General features: G+C 72.0%; 15 protein-coding genes. 11 read left to right on the top strand and 4 right to left on the bottom strand.

Going from position 1 to position 15002, the window contains the following annotated elements:
- Positions 1-636: 636 nt before the first annotated feature.
- The 10 genes from DEJ06_RS17095 to DEJ06_RS17050 are packed head-to-tail and all read left to right on the top strand — an operon-like array spanning position 637 to position 11874.
- The gene (locus tag DEJ06_RS17095) at positions 637-1818 is read left to right on the top strand and encodes a sugar ABC transporter substrate-binding protein (RefSeq protein WP_111040114.1); all 1182 of its coding nucleotides are present in this window, start codon (positions 637-639) and stop codon (positions 1816-1818) included.
- Positions 1815-3518 (top strand): sugar ABC transporter ATP-binding protein, encoded by a 1704-nt coding sequence (locus tag DEJ06_RS17090; RefSeq protein ID WP_111040113.1) that lies wholly within the window; start codon positions 1815-1817, stop codon positions 3516-3518. The genes DEJ06_RS17095 and DEJ06_RS17090 overlap by 4 nt, the downstream gene beginning before the upstream one ends.
- Positions 3518-4555, top strand: a complete 1038-nt coding sequence (locus DEJ06_RS17085; protein ID WP_111030591.1) for an ABC transporter permease — start codon at positions 3518-3520, stop codon at positions 4553-4555. Before DEJ06_RS17090 ends, DEJ06_RS17085 begins: the two co-directional genes overlap by 1 nt.
- A 55-nt stretch (positions 4556-4610) precedes the next feature.
- Positions 4611-5711: a pyrimidine utilization protein A gene (rutA, locus tag DEJ06_RS17080; protein ID WP_111032741.1), complete on the top strand. Its 1101-nt coding sequence runs from the start codon at positions 4611-4613 to the stop codon at positions 5709-5711.
- Complete coding sequence (locus DEJ06_RS17075; RefSeq protein WP_111032740.1) at positions 5708-6619, top strand: carbon-nitrogen hydrolase family protein; 912 nt, start codon at positions 5708-5710, stop codon at positions 6617-6619. The genes rutA and DEJ06_RS17075 overlap by 4 nt, the downstream gene beginning before the upstream one ends.
- Positions 6616-8259, top strand: coding sequence for an amidase (locus DEJ06_RS17070; RefSeq protein ID WP_111040112.1), 1644 nt, complete (start codon positions 6616-6618; stop codon positions 8257-8259). The genes DEJ06_RS17075 and DEJ06_RS17070 overlap by 4 nt, the downstream gene beginning before the upstream one ends.
- A gap of 43 nt (positions 8260-8302) precedes the next feature.
- Positions 8303-9760 carry an MFS transporter gene (locus DEJ06_RS17065; protein WP_181433278.1) on the top strand — a complete coding sequence of 486 codons (1458 nt, stop codon included), beginning with the start codon at positions 8303-8305 and terminating at the stop codon, positions 9758-9760.
- 46 nt (positions 9761-9806) lie between these two features.
- Positions 9807-10430 (top strand): isochorismatase family protein, encoded by a 624-nt coding sequence (locus DEJ06_RS17060; protein WP_111040110.1) that lies wholly within the window; start codon positions 9807-9809, stop codon positions 10428-10430.
- Positions 10427-11059 (top strand): TetR-like C-terminal domain-containing protein, encoded by a 633-nt coding sequence (locus tag DEJ06_RS17055; protein ID WP_111040109.1) that lies wholly within the window; start codon positions 10427-10429, stop codon positions 11057-11059. The genes DEJ06_RS17060 and DEJ06_RS17055 overlap by 4 nt, the downstream gene beginning before the upstream one ends.
- Positions 11056-11874 (top strand): GntR family transcriptional regulator, encoded by an 819-nt coding sequence (locus tag DEJ06_RS17050; RefSeq protein WP_111040108.1) that lies wholly within the window; start codon positions 11056-11058, stop codon positions 11872-11874. The genes DEJ06_RS17055 and DEJ06_RS17050 overlap by 4 nt, the downstream gene beginning before the upstream one ends.
- A 17-nt stretch (positions 11875-11891) precedes the next feature.
- On the opposite strand, the gene DEJ06_RS17045 is transcribed toward DEJ06_RS17050, so the two are convergent.
- The 3 genes from DEJ06_RS17045 to DEJ06_RS17035 form a co-directional block, all read right to left on the bottom strand.
- Positions 11892-12122, bottom strand: coding sequence for a helix-turn-helix transcriptional regulator (locus DEJ06_RS17045; protein WP_071245067.1), 231 nt, complete (start codon positions 12120-12122; stop codon positions 11892-11894).
- Positions 12122-12733: a hypothetical protein gene (locus DEJ06_RS17040; protein WP_111040107.1), complete on the bottom strand. Its 612-nt coding sequence runs from the start codon at positions 12731-12733 to the stop codon at positions 12122-12124. The genes DEJ06_RS17045 and DEJ06_RS17040 overlap by 1 nt, the downstream gene beginning before the upstream one ends.
- A 78-nt stretch (positions 12734-12811) precedes the next feature.
- Positions 12812-13843, bottom strand: a complete 1032-nt coding sequence (locus DEJ06_RS17035) for a YeiH family protein (RefSeq protein ID WP_111040106.1) — start codon at positions 13841-13843, stop codon at positions 12812-12814.
- A 9-nt stretch (positions 13844-13852) separates the two neighbouring features.
- On the opposite strand from DEJ06_RS17035, the gene DEJ06_RS17030 reads away from it, so the two are divergent.
- On the top strand, positions 13853-14566 hold the full coding sequence (locus DEJ06_RS17030) for a hypothetical protein (protein ID WP_111040105.1): 714 nt from the start codon (positions 13853-13855) through the stop codon (positions 14564-14566).
- Here DEJ06_RS17030 and DEJ06_RS17025 read toward each other — a convergent pair.
- On the bottom strand, positions 14560-15002 hold a 443-nt coding region (locus DEJ06_RS17025), incomplete at its 5' end, for an LppP/LprE family lipoprotein (RefSeq protein ID WP_146245900.1). The genes DEJ06_RS17030 and DEJ06_RS17025 overlap by 7 nt on opposite strands.

Here is a 15002-nt window from a genome sequence, read left to right as displayed (position 1 = left end):
GGGTGCTCCTGTCGGTGGGCGGCTGGTGGGTGCTTGGTGCAGTCCACCGCTCGTTCGTTTCGCCGCCGTACCGCGTCCGTATCGGGTGGGTTACGCCAGCTGGCCCTGCCCCGTGGCACCCGAATGTCCCGGTCAGCGGGGCTGCGCGTCCGGGTCTCCCGGCCATTCCGCCAGGCACGGTCCTCGCTGACCGCGCCGAATTGTGAGAGCGCCGTTTCCGGAAGTCGCCTCGGATGGGTCCGGCGTGTTTCGCCCCGTCGTCGCCGGCCGGTCACCGCCCGGATCCGCCCCTGCTCGCGGGTCGGTGGCGCAGTCGTCCGCCCCGGATCGGCGGGGCGGACGCCCCTCGGCGTCGGGCGTCGCAGGTGGCCTAACACCAGCGAAACAAACGCCTAACAGGACCGTTACCGGGCGACCGCCTGCCGGTGCCCCGCGGCCGTTACATTCGCATCAGCCCCACTGCAGCGGCCGGCGTCACCGGCGATCCGCCGCCCCGCCGCCGCCCGGTCCGGCTCCCCGCACGTCCTGCCCCGCTCCGCGGGGCCTTCGTCGTACCCGCCGCAGCTCCCCCGTCCCCGCTCCGGCTCCCCGTCCCCGCACCTTCCCTGCTCCACCCGTCCAGGAGGTCCCCGACCGATGTCGTCCCCCGCACCGTCCCGAACGCGTCCGTCGCGTCCCGCGCTCCTCGCCGCCGCACTCGCCAGCGTGCTGCTGCTGTCCGCCTGCTCCGCCACCTCGACCGCGTCGACGAGCTCCGGTGACGACACCGCCGGTGTCGAGCACGCCACGAGCCAGATCAAGGCCGCCAGCGTCGACCCCGAGTTCACCTTCGAGGGCGCTCGCTTCGACATGTCGGGCATCGCCGGCAAGACGATCTTCAACATCCCGAACTCGTCGGCCGTCCCCTTCATCACCGCGGTCGACGAGGCCGGCGAGAAGGTCGCCGAGCAGTACGGCGCGAAGTGGATCGAGTACACCAACCAGGGCACGCCCACCGAGCACTCCGCCGGCATCGACCAGGCGATCAGCCGCGGAGCCGACATCATCGTGCTGGCGCAGGGCGTCAACGGCGAACTGATCGTCCCGGCGCTGAAGCGTGCGAAGGCCGCGGGGATCCCCGTCCTGATCAGTCACACCTACCAGACCGGGCAGGCGCTGCCGGACCAGCTGCAGGACCTCGTCGCCGCGCAGGTGACCGCCCCGTTCCACGAAGCCGCCAAGCTCAACGCCGACTGGGCCATCAAGGAGACCAAGGGCCAGGGCGACGTCCTCATCATCACGTCGTCCGAGGTGCCGCCGTCCGACGGCATCGTCAAGGCGATGCAGGACGAGTTCGAGGCGCAGTGCGACGGCTGCAAGGTGAAGGTGACGAACGTCCCCGTCGCCGACTGGGCGACGAAGATCTCGTCGACCGTGCAGTCCGCCGTGCAGTCCGACCCGAACCTCGACTACGTCCTGCCGGTCTACGACTCGATGACGCTGTACGTCGAGGCCGGCGTGACCGCTGCCGGCAAGACCGGCCAGGTCTTCACCTCCTCGTACAACGGCACCCCCGCGGTGCTGAAGATCCTGCAGGAGGGCAGCGTCCTCACGATGGACATCGGCGAGAACATGGAGTGGCTCGCCTACGCGACGCTCGACCAGGCCGGCCGTGTCCTGACCGGCACGCCGATCATCGAGGACGGTGACGAGAAGACCCCGCTGAAGGTCTTCACGAAGGACAACGTCGACGAGACCGGCACGCCGCCGGCGCCGAGCAAGGGCTACGGCGACGCGTACAAGACCGGGTACGAAGCGATCTGGGGCGCGGCCGAGTGACCGCCACCCGGGAGGCACGGCTCGGCTCCGCATCGTCGGCTGCGGTCGTCGGGTCCGGTGCGGACACCGCATCCGGTGCGGACCCCGCGTCCGTCGCGGACACCGCGCCGGTCCTGCGGATCAGCGGGCTCACGAAGCGCTTCGGCGGGCTGACCGCGCTCGACGACGTCGACCTCGAGGTCCTGCCGGGCCAGGTGCACGCACTGCTCGGCGAGAACGGCTCCGGCAAGTCGACCCTCATCAAGATCCTGTCCGGCACGTACGCGCCGGAGCCGGGCGCGACGATCGAGGTCCGAGGCGCCCGGCTGCCCCTGCCGGTGCCTCCCGGGTACTTCCGCCGCGTCGGGATCAGCTTCGTCCACCAGGACCTCGCACTCGTGCCGTCACTCGGCGTGACCGAGAACCTGCGGCTCGCGACCGTGGTGGCCGGACGTGGACCCTTCGTCCGATGGGGCGCCGAGCACCGTGCCGCGGCCGAGCTGTTCGCGCGGTACGGGGTCGACATCGACCCACGAGCACGGATCGACGAACTCACCGACACCCAGAAGGCCCTCGTCGCGATCCTGCGGGCCGTCGCCGAGCTGGGCGACGACCGGGCGCTCATCGTGCTCGACGAGCCGACGGTCTTCCTGCCGAAGGAGGACGCCGACCTGCTGTTCCGCGTCGTGAAGGACCTCGTCGCGGACGGCCGCACCTCGGCACTGCTCGTGTCGCACGACATGTCCGAGGTCCTCCAGCACGCCGACCGGGTCACCGTCCTGCGGGCGGGCCGGGTCCAGGCGCACCGGGACACCGCCACGACGACGGCGGACGAGCTCGTCTCCCTCATCGTCGGACGCGGACTGGACGGTCCCGCCGCCAGGACTCCGCGCCCGGCGACCACCGGCGACGCCGTCGTGACGGTGCGGGACCTCCGGGTCGGTGTCGTCGACGGTCTGTCGTTCGACGTCGCGGACGGCGAGGTCGTCGGCATCACCGGGCTCGCCGGCTCCGGTGTCGAGGACGTGCTGCCCGGCCTGTACGGCGCACGGCCCGCGACCGGCTCGCTCGCCGTGCGGCACGACGGGGCGACGCCCGCGCCGGTCGACCTGGCACGGGTGACGCCCGGCTCGTCGATCGCCCGCGGCGTCGTGTACGTCCCCGCGGACCGCAAGCGCGAGGGCGGGGCGCTCACCCTGTCCGTCGAGCAGAACGTCACGCTCCCCGTCCTCGGGAAGCTCCGCGGGCTGCTCGGCCTGTCGCCCGCGCGGGAACGGGCCCACGTCGCGGGACTCGTCCGCGACTACGACGTCCGGCCCGCGGACCCGGCCGCCCTGTTCGGAACCCTGTCCGGCGGCAACCAGCAGAAGGCCGTCCTGGCCAAGTGGATGCAGGACGACCCGAGGCTCGTGCTGCTGCAGGAACCGACCCAGGGCATCGACGTCGGGGCGCGCACCGCGATCTTCTCGATGCTCCGCCGGAGTGCGGAGCAGGGCGTCACGATCGTCTGCGCCTCCACCGACTACGACCAGCTCGCGCAGGTGTGCGACCGCGTCGTCGTCCTCGCCCACGGCCGCGTGCACGACGTGCTGACCGACGACCGCATCGACCGCGACGTCATCGCGGCTGCCGTCGTGGCGAGCCTCGTCGACGACGCCCCGGCGTCCCCCGCCGTGCCCTCCTCCCCCGATGCCTCCTCCGCAGTCAAGGAGAACGCCTGATGTCCACCACCGCCGACCCCGTCCTCGAGACCTCGATCGTCCGTCCGACCCGCCCGCGCTTCTCGTGGGGGCACACCGAGCGGTACGCGCTGCTCGGCGCCTGGCTCGTCATCGTCATCGCGTTCAGCATCGCGCTGCCCGACACCTACCCGACCCTCGGCAACCTGCAGAACATCCTCGGGTCCCAGTCGGTGCTGCTCATCCTGGCGCTCGGGTTCCTGTTCCCGCTCACCGCGGGCGAGTTCGACCTCTCCGGCGCCTCGACGATGTCGCTCTCCGCCATGACCATCGCCGTGCTCAACGCGAAGATGGACATCCCGCTCGTGCCCGCGATCGCCGCCGGCCTGGTCATCGGCGTCGTCGTGGGGCTGGTCAACGGCCTGCTCACCGTCGGGTTCCGCATCGACTCGTTCATCGTCACCCTCGGCACGTCGACGTTCATGATCGGGATCATCCAGTGGATGAGCGCGTCGTCGTCGGTGACGGGCATCGACCCGGCGCTCGTGCAGGCCACCGTCGGGTGGCGTGGGCTCGCGGGCCTGCCGCTCGCGTTCGTCTACGGGCTGATCGCCACCGTCGTCGTCCTGGTCGTGCTGAGCGCCACCCCGGTCGGCCGGCGACTGCTGTTCGTCGGGACCGGCCGCACCGTCGCCGAACTCTCCGGGCTCAACGTGCGACGGCTGCGGGTCGGCGCGTTCGTCGGGGCCGGGCTCACCGCCGCGGTCGCCGGGGTCGTCTACGCCGGCACCCTCGGCGGCGCCGACCCGTCGAGCGGACAGTCGTTCCTGCTCCCCGCGTTCGCCGCCTGCTACCTCGGCGCGACCGCGATCGTCCCCGGCCGCTTCAACGCGATCGGCACCTTCATCGCCGTGTACTTCCTGTTCTCCGGAGTCGTCGGCCTGCAGATGCTCGGCGCCGACAACTTCGTGCAGCAGCTGTTCTACGGCGGCGCCCTCATCGTCGCCGTCGCCGTGTCGCAGACCATCCGGCGGCACTCCGTCGCGACCGCCGCCAAGGCCGCCGCGAAGCGTTCCTGACCCCGCTCCCCCGTTCGTCCCTCCCTCGACACCCACCACAGAAAGCGAGTCCCCCATGGACATCGGCGTCTTCATCCCGATCGGCAGCAACGGCTGGCTCATCTCCACCACGTCGCCCCAGTACAAGCCGTCGTTCGACCTGAACCTCGAGATCGTGCAGAAGGCCGAGTCGTACGGCTTCGACTTCGCCCTCTCGATGATCAAGCTGCGCGGCTTCGGCGGCCCGAGCGGCTTCTGGGACGAGAACCTCGAGTCCTTCACCCTGATGGCCGGTCTCGCTGCCCGCACCGAGCGGATCCGCCTGTTCGCGACGACCGCCGTCCTGACCATCCCGCCGGCGATCGCGGCACGCATGGCGGCGACCGTCGACTCGATCTCGCACGGCCGCTTCGGGCTGAACCTGGTCGCCGGGTGGCAGAAGGCGGAGTACGACCAGATGGGCCTCTGGCCGGGCGACGAGGTGCACTTCAAGCGCCGCTACGCCTACCAGACCGAGTACATGCAGGTGATGAAGGAACTGTGGGAGACCGGCCGGAGCGACTTCCACGGCGAGTACTTCCAGATGGACGACTGCCGGATGCTCCCGCGGCCGACGTCGCACATCCCGATCGTCTCGGCCGGCCAGTCGTCGCAGGGCATGGCGTTCGCCGCGGAGTACTCGGACTACAACTTCTCGATGGGCGTCGGCGTGAACACCCCGACCGCCTACGCCGAGCAGAACCAGGCGCTGCTCGAGGCCCGCGAGAAGACCGGCCGCGACGTCGGCTCCTACGTGCTCTTCATGGTCATCGCCGACGAGACCGACGAGGCCGCCCAGGCGAAGTGGGAGCGGTACAGCGACGGGGTCGACGTCGAGGCCATCGCCTGGATGACCGGCCAGGCGCTCACCGACGCCGAGGGCGAGGAGGGCAACACGGCGAAGCGGATCTCGCTGCCCGAGGGCGCCGTGAACATGAACATGGGCACGCTCGTCGGCTCCTACGAGCACGTCGCGGCGATGCTCGACGAGGCCGCCGGGGTCGAGGGCACGAAGGGCATCATGCTGGTGTTCGACGACTTCCTGCAGGGGATGGACGACTTCGGCACCCGCATCCAGCCGCTGATGCGCACCCGCGAGGGCGTCGCTTCCGCTGCTCCGAGCGCGGTCACCGCATGAGCGCCGCAGCGAGCCGTCCGGTCATCGAGGTCGCGGTCGTCCAGGCCGGCGAGGTCCCCGCCGACCACGACGTCGCCCTCGACGAGCTCATCGCCCTGTTCGAGGAAGCCGCCGTCGGCGCCGACCTCGTCGTCTTCCCCGAGCTCTGCACCACGCCCTACTTCTGCGGCGTGGTCAACGACAGCCGGAAGTCCTGGGCACAGCCCGTCCCCGGTCCGGCGACCGCCCGCTTCGCGAGTGCGGCGAAGCGTCTGGGCACCGCCGTCGCCTTCGGTCTCTACGAGGACGCCGGTGGGGCCCAGTACAACAGCGCGGTGCTCATCGACGCCGACGGCACGCTCGTGCCGGGCACCGACGTGCACGGCGACCGTGTGGCGTCGTACCGCAAGACCTCGATCCCGACGAACGCGATCTCCGACGTCGACGAGAAGCACTACTTCGAAGCCGGTTCCGGACCGGTCGTGTTCGACGCCCTCGGCACCCGCTTCGGCATGCTCATCTGCTACGACCGGAGCTTCCCGGAGTACTGGCTCGCGTCTCGGGCCGCCGGCGCCGAGGTGATGCTCGTGCTCGTGTCCTCGATGGGCTTCCGCGAGACCCTGTTCACCCAGGAACTGCAGGTCCGCGCGCTCGAGACCCAGACGTGGGTCCTCGCCCCGAACCGCGGCGGCGAGGAGACCGTCGACGGCAAGACCGTCAGCTACTTCGGTCGGTCCTCGGTCGTCTCACCACGGGGTGACCTGGTCGTCTCGGCCCCCGCCCACCAGGCGGGGCCGATCATCCGGGCCACCATCGACGTCGGCGAGGTCACGGCAGCCCGCCGGGACTTCCCGCTCGGACGTGACCGGCAGCCCGGGGTGTTCCGGTACCTCGCGGACGCCCACGCAGCGGCGGCGGTCCCCGCGTGACGGACGTCGCCGCCCTGGTCCGCGGCACCATCGCACCGCAGCTCGACCGCGCGCTGGCCGCGAGCCGCGCGAACCCGTTGCCCGCCGCCCCGTCGGCACTGCCCGCGGAACCGGCGCACAGCGCGCAGCTGTTCGGCCGGCTCCTCGACGCAGCGGTCGAGGGGGCGCCGGCGCCGACCGCTGCCGGTCCGGACGACGACCTGGCGGCGTCCCGGGCAGCCGCCGACCCCGCCGCCGCCTCGGTCGTCGAGCTCCTCGCCGCGTACCGGTCCGGCACCACGACCCCGTCCGAGGTCCTCGCCACACTCGCCCCGCACTGGACGAGCGACGACGTCTGGTCCGACGCCGTCCTGCGCCTGGTGCACGGGGCCGAGGAAGCCGCCGCCGAGTCCACCCGCCGCTGGGCGGACGACGACGCCCGGCCGCTCGAGGGGATCCCGTTCGCCGTGAAGGACATCATCGACGTCGCGGGGACGATCGTCACGAGCGGCTCGCTCCAGACCGGTGACCGTGTGGCCCCGGCCGACGCCACCGTCGTGGCCCGGCTCCGCTCCGCCGGCGCGATCCCGGTGTTCACGGCGGCCACCACCGAGTTCGCCTGCGGCGGGCCGCACAACGCCCGGTACGGCGCCGTGCGGAACCCCTGGGACCCCGAGCGCTGGACCGGTGGCTCCTCGACGGGGTCGGGTTCGGCGCTCGCCGCCCGGATCGTCCCGCTCGCGCTCGGGTCGGACACCGGCGGGTCGATCCGCGTGCCGTCCGCCCTCTGCGGGACCACCGGGATCAAGCCGACGTACGGGCTCGTGCCACGCACCGGGGTCGCGAGCCTGTCGTGGACCCTCGACCACGTCGGACCGATGGCACGCTCCGCGGAGGACCTCGCGCTCGTCCTGCGGGTCATCGCAGGCTCCGACGGCCAGGACCCGACGACGTTCCCCACCGTCCCGCTCATCGAGGCCGCGCCGGAACGGGTCGAGGGGCTCCGGATCGGGGTCCCGCTCGGCTGGTTCACCGAACGCGTCGACCGTGCGGTGCTCGAGGCACACGCCGCGGCGGTCGAGCGGTTCCGCGAGCTCGGTGCGACGCTCGTGCCGATCGAGTTCGACGACCTGGAGTCGATCGACTCGGAGTGCTGGACGGTGTTCTACGGTGAGCTCGCCGCGAACCAGGAGGCCAACGCCGGCACGGCCGACCTGTTCGACGCCGGGACCCGCGCCCGGTTCGACGTGTCGTTCCTGCCGACCGCTGCCGACTACCTCCGGGCACTCCGCCGTCGCCCGCTCGTGCAGGCCGCGATGGTCACCCGGATGGACGAGGCCGGCGTCGACGTGGTGCTCACCCCCGGGATCGGCGCCACCGCCCCGCGACTCGACGACCTGACGATGTCGGTCGACGGCGAGCGCTTCAACCTGCACGACGTCATCCCCCGGAACACCCGGCTGTTCGACTACGTGGGGTTCCCCGCCCTGATGATGCCGGCGGGCACCGCGCCGGACGGCCTGCCCGTCGGCGTGCAGCTCGTCGCGCGGCCGTGGGACGACCGCCTGGTGCTGTCCGCAGCGGCCGCCTTCCAGCGGATCACGACGCACCACCGCATGGTGCCGTCGTCGTCCGCCGTGCGAGGGCCGAGCGATCGGTAGCCGCCCCGTCGACGAGGGCGCCGCCCGGCGACGCGCCTGGCAGGTGCTCTGCGCGTCGAGCCTCAGCGTCGTCCTCGTCTTCATCTCCTCGAGCGCACTCCTCATCGCGCTCCCCGACGTCAGCCGTGACCTCGACGCCAGCGCCGTGCAGTCCAGCTGGGTGCTCCTCAGCTACATGCTCACCACGACCACCCTCATCCTGGTCTTCGGGCGCATCGCCGACCTGGTCGGTCGTCGTCGTCTCTACATCGCCGGGATCCTCGTCTTCCTGCTCGCCTCACTCGCGTGCGGGTTCGCCCCGGACGCGGCGGTGCTGCTCGGCGCCCGACTCGTGCAGGGCGTGGGCGCGGCGGCGATCGTCACCAACACGACCGCGCTGCTCACCGATGTCTTCCCGGAGTCGATCCTGTCGCTCGGCCTCGGTCTGAACGCCACCGTCGCCGCGGTGGGGCAGGTCATCGGTCCGGTCGTGGGCGGCCTGGTCGCCGAGTCGTTCGGCTGGCGCTGGATCTTCCTCGCCGGCGTGCCGATCTCACTGGCCGGACTCGTCTGGTCGCTCCGGTTGATCCCGCACAGCACGCGTCCCCGTTCCGGCGAGCGCCTCGACGTGCCGGGGTCGGTCCTGTCCGTCGCCGCCGTCGGACTGCTCGTCGGTGCGGTCTCGACCGGCGGCTCGGTCGGTTGGTCGGCCGTCCCCGTCGTCGCGATGACCGCCGGCGCGGTCGTGCTCGGCGGTGTGTTCGTGTGGACCCAACGCCGGGTCGCGCACCCCCTGGTCGACCCGGCGATCTTCCGCGACCGCACCACCATCACCCTGTTCTCCGCCGCCGGGCTGTGCGCCCTGTCCAGCTACGCACTGGTCCTGCTGGCTTCCCTGTCGTTCCAGGCGGTCGACGGCAAGGACGCCGTCGACGCCGCCCTCTGGGTGCTGCCCACGCCGATCGGCACGACGGTCGCGGCGGTGAGCGCCGGGTTCCTCGCCCGCCGGGTCGCCGCGCGGACGCTGTCGACCATCGGCATGCTCCTCATCGCGCTCGGCGCCGCGGTGCTCGCGGTGTCCCTCGCCGACGGCGACGCCTACGCCGTCACCGCCACCGGCCTCGGCGCGGTCGGGGTCGGCACCGGCGTGTTCATGACGCCGAGCACGTCGGCACTGATGACCCGCGTCCCGGAGCACCGCCGCGGCATCGCGAACGCCATCCGTTCGGCCCTGCAGAACGCCGGTTTCCTGTTCTCGACGGCGCTCGGCCTCGCGATCGCGACGGGCGGCCTGTCCGCGGCCCAGGCGGCTGCGGCCTACGACGGCAGCCTGCTCAGCCTGCCGTCCGGCGACGTCCAGGTGTTCGTCGACGGCGTCCGCGCCGCGGCGCTGACGTTCGCCGGCTGCGCGGCCCTGGGGGCGCTCATCGTCGCGTTCGGTCCGTTCGGGCCTCCCGACCGGGAGGCGCCACTCCGGCCCGACAGGTCGGGGCCGATCCCCGAGCCGGGGGCGTCCACGTGACCGTCCCCACCCTGGCAACGACCACCCACGACGGAAGCAGGACGCCATGACCGACGACCACCAGGACTACGCGGCAGCCGGCTTCACCGGCACACTCCGCCCAGGACGACGCGCTGCGCTCGTCGTGGTCGATCCGGTCCGCGCCTACGTCGACCCCGACTGCGGGCTCTACGCCGGCGTCGAGGAACCCGTCGAGCGGATGCGGGAGCTCACCACCGCTGCCCGCGCCGCCGGGGTGCACGTGGCGATCACGACGATGGCGCTCTCCGCCGACGGGTCCAACGCCGGCGTGTTCTTCCGCAAGGTGCCGGCACTCGCGGCATACCTGCCCGGCGCGTCGACCGGAGCGTTCGTCGACGGGCTCGAACCCCTCGACGGCGACACCGTGGTCCCCAAGCAGTACCCGAGCGCGTTCTTCGGCACGTCGCTGGCCGCCGACCTCGTCGCCCGCGGCGTCGACACGCTCTTCATCGCGGGGCTGTCGACGAGCGGGTGCATCCGCGCGACGGCCACGGACGCCATGCAGCACGGGTTCGTCCCGATCGTCGTGCGCGAAGCCGTCGGCGACCGGCTGCCGAGCGTGCACGAGGCCAACCTGTTCGACATCGCCGCCAAGATCGGCGAGGTCTGGCCCATGGACCAGGTCCTCGAGCACTGGGACGCGGCATGAGCACCACGACGCGCATCGAGGCGCCGGTCCGGGGCCGGCCGCGGAGCGCTGCCGTCGGCGAGTCCGTGTACACCGCGTGCGTCGAGATCCTGGCCGAGGGCGACCCCCGCGCGTTCACGATCCGGGCCGTCGCCGACGCGGCCGGCGTGGGTGCGGCGACGATCTACCGGCGGTGGTCGAGCAAGGAGGTCCTGCTCACCGAGACCGTGATCCGGCTGATGGAGGAGCACATCCCGACGGTGCAGGACGCCCCGATCGCCGCGGGTGTCCTCGGACTCACCCGGGGATGGGTGCACGCCCTCGTCGCGACGCCGGTGGGTCGAGCGCTCCCGCTCATCGTGGAGACCGCGTCGCACGAGCCGCGGGTCGCCGAGGCCGTCGCCGAGTGGCACCTGGACCGGCGGCTGCGGGTGAACGCCATGCTGCAACGGGCGATGGACGCAGGCGACCTGCGACCGGACGTCGACCTCGGCATCGCCGTGGACCTGCTCGGCGGGCCGACGTTCTACCGACGCGTGTTCGTCTCGCTCGACATCCAGGCGCCCGACTACCCGGTGCGGCTGGCCCGGGAGTTCCTGCGGTGGGCCGGTTGGACCGGCGACCTGTCGACGGTGGGGGTGGCCTCGTGACCGGGACCGTGCCGGAGGGGTTCGCCCCGTCTGCGGCCTGGACCGACATGGGGGTCGGGACGACACCGTCGACGCCGGGTCACTGGATCGGGTTCAACCGACGATCCGACGCGGCCCGCCAGGTGTCCGACCTGATCCGGGCCGACATCGTCGCGGGGCGGTTCACCGGTCCGCTGCCGTACGAGTGGGAGCTGCTCGACCTGTACGGCACGACGCGGAACGTCCTGCGGGCTGCCCTCGCGTTGCTCAAGGAACAGCGACTGCTCACCCGTGCGCCGCGATCGGGCACGTTCGGTGTGCGGCCCGTCGCCTCGGTGAGCCTGGCCCGCACGTCCGACGAGGTCACGATCTACGGCGAGACGGCCGGCGGCAGCGTGTTCGAGTCGCCCCGGCTCAGCATCGTGCACCTGTGCGTGCAGCAGGTGACCGCACCGGAGACCGTCCGGCGCAACCTGCAGATGACCGGCAGCAGCGCCTTCTTCGTCGAGAGCCTCATCTCGTTCGACGGCGAACCGAGCCGGGTCCGGACGAGCTGGGTCCCGCACGAGCGGTTCCCCGACCTGGTCGCCGAACCGCTGACCGAGTACGTGCCGGACGTGCTCGTCAGGAAGGCCGGCGCGCGGCCGGAGGCACGACGGTTGCTCCTGAGCACCGTGAACGCCGACCAGTGGACGGCCGACCTGCTCGACATCGATCCCGGCCAGGCGATCTTCCACATCGAACGGTTGATGTGCCTCGCCGACGGGACACCCGTCGAGTACGGGTTCTCGCGGTACCGCGGCGACCGGGCGGTGATCGACTCCCGGATCACGTGAGGCCCGGGCGGGGATCGTCAGTCGGTGCGGACCGAGAAGACGTCGCCCGGCTGGCAGCCGAGCACCTCGCACAGTCGGGTGAGGGTGGAGAACCGGATCGCGCGGGCCCGGTTGTTCTTGAGCACCGAGAGGTTGACGACGGTCACACCGACGCGGTCGGCGAGCTCGGTCAGGGTCATCCCCCGCTCGGCCAGCAGGTCGTCGAGGTGACAGACGACCGCGTGGCCGTCCTCCTGTTCCGGGGGCATCAGACCAGCCCGGCCTGGTCCCGCACCATCCGCTGCGAGGCGGTGAGCGCGAACCGGAAGCAGACGACGACGAGCAGGCCGAGGTACACGGGCAGGAACTGGTGGTCGACCACCGGCGTGGGCAGGTACCCCTCCCAGCCGAGGCCCGACACGACCCAGTTCCACCCCATCCGACGGACGAACGACGGCAGGAACCCGGCGGCCAGCACCGCACCGGCGAGCCAGTCGAGGATCCGGGTGGTCGAGCGGTCGAAGAGCCCGCCGCGTGAGATCTTCCAGGCCACCGCCGCGACCAGGGCGATGAGGGCGCTGACGAGCAGGACCTCCAGCGCGTCGCCGACGCGGATGTACCCGATCGCACCACCCGGCACGTCGGCGATCGGCGCCCGGAGCACGAGCTGGTCGGACGTCACCGTCGCACCGCCCGGAGGCTGCGGGACGGCACTGGTCTCGCGGATCCGGATCGGCACCGCCACGGTGCCTGAGGCGATCGAGTGGACGAGCAGGTCGACGTACCGCCACACCACGATCGCGATGCCGATCGCACACGAGACGACGTAGGCCAGGTAGGAGTTCCGCCCGCGGGGCGGTTCGTAGACGGGCGTGGTCATGGCTGCTTCCCCTGTCGATCATCGATACCATCGAATTTCGATGTAACGATAAACGATAGGTCCGGTGCCGGCAAACCCCTACAGCAGCCCGAAGGCCGCCTGCATGCCCAGGCTCGTCCCCGCCACCAGGACCCACAGCGCGATGCCGAGCAGCATCGGCCGGAACCCGGCACGGCGGAGCGCGGCGAAGTCCGTCGAGCAGCCGATCGCGGCGAGCGCCACCGTGATGAGGAACGAGGCGGCCGTCGCGAACCCCGGCGCCACGGACGCGGGCAGGACCCCGACCGTCCGGAGCAGCACCACCACGAGGAACCCGATCAGGAACCACGGCACCAGCCGGAACACACGGAACCCGCGACCCGGCCCCGAGGCGGGGGTGAGCTGCTCGCGGGAGGCGCGGCGGGCCTCCAGTCCGGCCAGCCCGATGACGATCGGGATGATCATCAGGGTGCGCACCAGCTTCACGACGACCGCGGTGTCGGTCGCCTGGCGGCCGTAGACGGTCGCCGTGGCGACGACGGACGACGTGTCGTTCACGGCGGTGCCCGCGAAGACGCCGAAGGCGTGCTGGCTGAGGCCCAGGGCGTGCCCGAGCAGCGGGAAGGCGAAGACGGCCGCGATGTTGCAGAGGAAGATCGTCGACATCGCGTAGGCGACGTCCGCACTGACCGCACCGATGACGGGTGTCACGGCGGCGATCGCCGAGGCACCGCAGATGCCGGTCCCGACGCCGATCAGGGTGCGGAGTGCGCCCGAGACCCGGAGCAGTCGACCGATCCCCCACGCGGCCACCAGGCAGACGACGAGCGTCGCGAGCATCACCGGCAGGGTCTCACCGCCGATGCGCAGGACCTCGCCGATGGACAGCTGCGCGCCGAGCAGGACCACGGCGAACTGCAGGACCCGGCTCGACGAGAACTTCACCCCGGGAGCCAGCGCGGCGAGTGTGCCACCGGTGCGGCGTCGGACGAGCCACCCCACGACGGCACCGATCAGGACGGCGGGGACGGGACCGCCGACCACCGGGACGACTCGGCCGACGAGGGTGGCGGCGATGCCGATCGCCACGGCGAGGGCGACACCGGGGGCGGCGGCACGGACGGACTGCATGGGAACAGCATGTCGCGCTCGCGGACGATCCGTGGCCGTGACGGGCAGGATGGCACGGTGGAGTACGCGGGGGAACGGTGGGTGCAGCGGCTGCGCGACGGGGAGATGCCGAAGCGGGGGCCGGTGCTGCTCGCGGCGGTCGTCACCACGGCGGTGGGTCTCGCCGCGCTCGTCGCCGAGTTCGCGTTCCCGGAGTTCCTGCGCGGCATCGACAACGCCCGGACACAGGGGTCGTTCGTGCTGTGGCCGATCGTGGTCGCGGGGTTCGGGGTGCTGCTGGCCGTGTCGACGCTGTCCGCCGGGCGAGGCGACCGCCGGACGCTCGCGCGCATCGGAGCGGGCCGGGCACCCCGGTTCCACCTGCCCGTGCTGACGTCCGGCCTGCGCACCTCCGACGACTTCCCGAAGCCCCGCCCCGAGGTCTGGACCGTCGACGAGTTCGGCCTGCACGCGTGGGCACCGTCACGGGACGCGCCGGTTTTCGACCTGCCGTGGGCGCGCATCCGGCGGTTCTCCGTCGCGACGAGGGAGTCCCGCGGCCAGCGTGCCGACTTCGGCGTCTGGATCACCACGACCGACGGTGACGACGTGGTCGTGCAGCCGCGGTCCGCCCTCGGACGTGGGTTCGAAGCCGGACCGGACAAGCTCGACACCCTCGTACGGGTCCTCCGCACCCTGCAGCGGGAGCTCGGCGTGGCCTCGGCGTCAGCCGACCGTCACTGAGCGGGCGGGGTGTCCCCCGTCATCACGACGCGGCCGGTCTCGTCGTTCCAGGTGAAGGTGGCCGTGGTGCGGCCGGAGGGCGCTGCGTTCGGCTCGCCGGCCTTGGCGAACCGGTAGGTCACCGTGACGGCCGAGTTGCTCTGTCGTTCGACGGTCGGCTCGAAGGCGTACTGCTGGGCAGTGGCCGTGCCGAGGTACCGGCCTTCGTGGAACAGCAGGATCGCGTACGGGGATCCTGCCGTGCCGAACTCGGGCGCGACCACGGACCAGGACAGCGGCGCGCAGGCGTCGTAGCCGGAGTAGTCGGCGTTCGCGGCGTCCCACTTCGCATCCTCGAGGCCGGCGGGCAGCGGCAGGGCCGCGATGCCATCGGCCGCAGCCGCGGCACCGCTCGACGGCCCGCAGGTCGGGGTGGGGGTGGGCGTCGGTGTCGGGG

The organism is Curtobacterium sp. MCLR17_051, assembly GCF_003234395.1.
Classification (GTDB): domain Bacteria; phylum Actinomycetota; class Actinomycetes; order Actinomycetales; family Microbacteriaceae; genus Curtobacterium; species Curtobacterium flaccumfaciens.
Note: the sequence above shows the minus strand (reverse complement) of the source record. Positions and strands in the feature narration are given on the sequence as shown.

What these genes read in the sequence shown, in the direction of transcription:
- DEJ06_RS17095 (WP_111040114.1), top strand. Translation starts at nt 637, where the DNA reads ATGTCGTCCCCCGCACCGTCCCGAACGCGTCCGTCGCGTCCCGCGCTC.
- DEJ06_RS17085 (WP_111030591.1), top strand. Translation starts at nt 3,518, where the DNA reads ATGTCCACCACCGCCGACCCCGTCCTCGAGACCTCGATCGTCCGTCCG.
- rutA (WP_111032741.1), top strand. Translation starts at nt 4,611, where the DNA reads ATGGACATCGGCGTCTTCATCCCGATCGGCAGCAACGGCTGGCTCATC.
- DEJ06_RS17075 (WP_111032740.1), top strand. Translation starts at nt 5,708, where the DNA reads ATGAGCGCCGCAGCGAGCCGTCCGGTCATCGAGGTCGCGGTCGTCCAG.
- DEJ06_RS17060 (WP_111040110.1), top strand. Translation starts at nt 9,807, where the DNA reads ATGACCGACGACCACCAGGACTACGCGGCAGCCGGCTTCACCGGCACA.
- DEJ06_RS17055 (WP_111040109.1), top strand. Translation starts at nt 10,427, where the DNA reads ATGAGCACCACGACGCGCATCGAGGCGCCGGTCCGGGGCCGGCCGCGG.
- DEJ06_RS17045 (WP_071245067.1), bottom strand. Translation starts at nt 12,122, where the DNA reads ATGCCCCCGGAACAGGAGGACGGCCACGCGGTCGTCTGTCACCTCGAC.
- DEJ06_RS17040 (WP_111040107.1), bottom strand. Translation starts at nt 12,733, where the DNA reads ATGACCACGCCCGTCTACGAACCGCCCCGCGGGCGGAACTCCTACCTG.
- DEJ06_RS17035 (WP_111040106.1), bottom strand. Translation starts at nt 13,843, where the DNA reads ATGCAGTCCGTCCGTGCCGCCGCCCCCGGTGTCGCCCTCGCCGTGGCG.
- DEJ06_RS17030 (WP_111040105.1), top strand. Translation starts at nt 13,853, where the DNA reads ATGTCGCGCTCGCGGACGATCCGTGGCCGTGACGGGCAGGATGGCACG.